2 protein-coding genes are annotated in these 3517 nt (G+C 71.9%); one reads left to right on the top strand and one right to left on the bottom strand.

The genetic code is table 11. From position 1 onward, the window contains the following. Positions 1-282: 282 nt before the first annotated feature. The gene (locus tag AB0937_RS38410; RefSeq protein WP_366718842.1) at positions 283-1206 is read right to left on the bottom strand and encodes a lytic polysaccharide monooxygenase; all 924 of its coding nucleotides are present in this window, start codon (positions 1204-1206) and stop codon (positions 283-285) included. Positions 1207-1567: 361 nt separating this feature from the next. Between AB0937_RS38410 and AB0937_RS38405 the strand changes: the two genes are divergently transcribed. Then, entirely contained in the window at positions 1568-3367 is a 1800-nt protein-coding gene (locus AB0937_RS38405) for a S8 family serine peptidase (protein WP_366718840.1), read from the top strand. Positions 3368-3517: the final 150 nt, after the last annotated feature.

The following is a 3517-nucleotide window of genomic DNA, read 5'->3' as shown; positions in this document are numbered from 1 at the left end:
ACCAAGCCAATCTCGTCCGGAGTCACACACCCTCAACGCCACACCAGGCCCGGAGGACACGCACCACCGCAACCGACCTGACCAAGCACTACTAGTGCCGCGGCAGGCAACGTTCGCCCCGTCGCGACGCCCGGCACACCCTCTCGCCGCACCGGCCGAAAGCCCGGGTACGCCCAAGTACGAGGGCTTCCGGCCGGCACGCCGGGAGCACGCACCGGACGCCGCTGCTTCACGGGCACACGTTGCCCGCCGCGGCACTAGCCGCGGCCGGGGCGCTGTCTCTCAGCGCCGCCGCAGTCGTACGGCCAGGGCGGCGCCGCCGGTGAGCAACAGCACCGCGGCGGCGCCGCCCGCCAGCACGGGCGCGGAAGGGCCGGACGGCGAGGCGGAGGTGGTGGCCACCGGCGTGTGGTCGCCCTGAGGCGCGGGCCCGGAGGGCTGCACGGCAGGGCTCTTCGCCGGCTTCTGCTTCTCCTTGGCCTTCTCCGGCTCGCTCTTCTGCCCGGCCGCCCGCTCCGCCGGCTCCTCCTGCTTCTCCCCCTCCTGCTTCTGCGGCTCCTTGTCTGTCTCCGGGAACACCACGTCCGAGCACGAGTAGTAGGTGTCCGGCGTGCTGCTGTTCTGCCAGACCGTGTACAGCACGTGCCGCCCGGTCCGGTCCCGCGGCAGAGTCGCCTCGAAGCGGTACGCGCCGTCCGTCAGGGCCGGGTCCGTCACCTGGGCGAACGGCTTCTCGGGCAGGTCGGACCAGGACAGCGGCCGGGCCGGGTCGTAGCCGGGCTTGGTCAGATACATGCGGAACGTGCCGGTGTGCGGGATCGTCGACACGTACCGCATCCGCAGGGTCGCGCCGGGCGCCATGCGGGTGGCGGGCCAGTCGGCGCGGGCGAGGTCGAGGCCCCGGTAGGCGGGCAGGCCCCCGCTGCACAGCTTCCCGTCCGGGACGACCTGCCGGTCCCGGCCGTTCACGTTCGCCACCCGCAGGTTGTCCCACGCCGTGAATGGCGCGCCGTTCGCGGCGACGGCCGCACGGCACGCCGCCGTGCCCGCGCGCTCACCCCCCGTCGGGGAGCAGGCCACCACCCGGCTCACCGGGTCCGTCGGAGCACCGTGCGCCCGGGCCGGTCCCGCCGCGAACAGCGGCAGCAGCAACGGGGTGACGAGGGCGGCCGCGAGTGCGGTGCGGTGTGCGGTCGTACGAGGCATCCGTCTGCTTCTCCTCGGCCCGGGGCGGCGACGTTCAGTAGTGCAGTACGGGAAAACTGCCCGACGCGTTCATCACGCCACGACCTGCTCGAAAGGGTTCATTGGGCGCCCAACTGCCCGCCATAGAGGGTGTGGTTCCAGCCGGATCGAGGGTTTCCCCCGTATCCCGCTGACCTTCCCTTTGCCTATCGTTCGAGCACTGCTGACCCACAGGTAACCCCGAACGGGTCCGCTCGCACCCCACGCCTGGCCGGCCATCGCGTCGCTCTTCGCTTTTCGAACCACCCCCCTGCGCTTCGAGGACGAAGCGAGTCCACCGCCGCTCCGCCCAGCCCGGAGCCGGCCACGAAAGGCAATGACCGTGCGTACCTCCCCAGAGCTCAGACGGAAGCTGATATCCGTCTCCGCCGTCTCCGCCGCCCTGCTGACCGCAGTCCCCGCCTCGGTCGCCGTCGCCCAGGAGTCCGCCCCCCGCCCGGCCGCGGTCCCGGCCGCCCAGACCGAAGCCGCCCCCGGCCTCCAGGCCGAGCGCCTCATCGTCGGCTACAAGTCCGGCGCCACCGAGGCCACCTCCAACAAGGCGGCGGCCGCCGACGCCGAGTCCAAGGCCGAGAAGACCGGCGAGGACGTCGACTTCCAGCGCCGCCTCGGCACCGGCGCCGCCCTCGTCGAGCTGGGCACCAACCCCACCCGTGCCTCCGTCGCCGACGTCGTCGCCCAGTACAAGGCCGACCCGCAGGTCGCCTACGTCGTCCCGGACCGCCTCAACAAGCCGACGGCCGTCACCCCCAACGACACCGAGTACGGCAAGCAGTGGGACCTGTTCGAGTCCACCGCGGGCATGAACGTCCCCGGCGCCTGGGACACCGCCACCGGCAGCGGCGTCACCGTCGCCGTCATCGACACCGGCTACGTCACCCACTCCGACCTGGCCGCGAACATCGTCGGCGGGTACGACTTCATCTCCGACACCGCCGTCTCCGTCGACGGCAACGGCCGTGACAGCAACCCGGCCGACCCGGGCGACTGGTACAACGACAACGAGTGCGGCCAGGGCATCCCGGCCTCCACCTCTTCCTGGCACGGCACCCACGTGGCCGGCACCATCGCCGCCGCCACCAACAACGGCAAGGGCGTCGCCGGCATCGCGTACGGCGCGAAGATCTCCCCGGTCCGCGTCCTCGGCAAGTGCGGCGGGTACGACTCCGACATCATCGACGCCATCACCTGGGCGTCCGGCGGCACCGTCTCCGGCGTGCCCGCCAACACCAACGTCGCCAAGGTCATCAACATGAGCCTCGGCGGGGGCGGCGCGTGCTCCTCCGCGACCCAGAGCGCCATCAACGGCGCCGTGAACCGCGGCACCACGGTCGTCGTCGCGGCCGGCAACGAGAACCAGAACGTCTCCAACGCCTCCCCGGCGAACTGCAACAACGTCATCGCGGTCGCCGCGACCAACCGCGCCGGCAGCCGGGCCTCGTACTCCAACTACGGCTCGCTCGTCGACATCGCCGCCCCCGGCGGTGAGACCCGCACCTCCACCGCCAACGGCATCCTCTCCACGCTGAACTCCGGCACGAAGACGCCGTCGAGCGAGAACTACACCTACTACCAGGGCACCAGCATGGCCACCCCGCACGTCGCGGGCCTCGCCGCGCTGATGAAGTCGGCCAACTCCGCCCTCACGCCGGCCCAGATCGAGTCGGCCATCAAGGCCAACTCCCGTGCGCTGCCCGGCACCTGCTCCGGCGGCTGCGGCGCGGGCCTGGCGGACGCCGCCAAGACGGTCCAGGCCGTGAAGGGCGGTACGTCCACCGGCACGACCTTCTCCAGCACCGCCGCCGTGGCCATCCCGGACAACGGCGCGGCCATCGAGTCGCCGATCACCGTCACCGGCCGCAGCGGCAACGCCCCCTCCGCCCTCCAGGTCGGCGTGGACATCACCCACACCTACCGCGGGGACCTCGTCATCGACCTGGTCGCGCCGGACGGTTCGACGTACCGCCTGAAGTCCGCCGCGTCCGACTCGGCCGACAACGTGAACACCACGTACACGGTGAACGCCTCCGCCGAGGCGGCCAACGGCACCTGGAAGCTGCGCGTCCAGGACACCGCGGCGCAGGACACGGGCACCCTCAACGGATGGAAGCTGACCTTCTGATCCTCCTGCGGGAACGCTGAACGAGGCAGGCCACAGAGCGGGCGGGCCGGCCGGTGCGGATGGGGCACCCTGCCGAAACCGCCGAACAGGCTGACCTGCCCGATCAGCCCGAAGTCGGGGCTCGCGACCGGGTTGCCGGGCCACTTGGGC

This window comes from Streptomyces sp. NPDC047880, from assembly GCF_040706515.1.
Taxonomy (GTDB): Bacteria; Actinomycetota; Actinomycetes; order Streptomycetales; family Streptomycetaceae; genus Streptomyces.
This window is presented reverse-complemented; position numbering and strand designations above follow the sequence as displayed.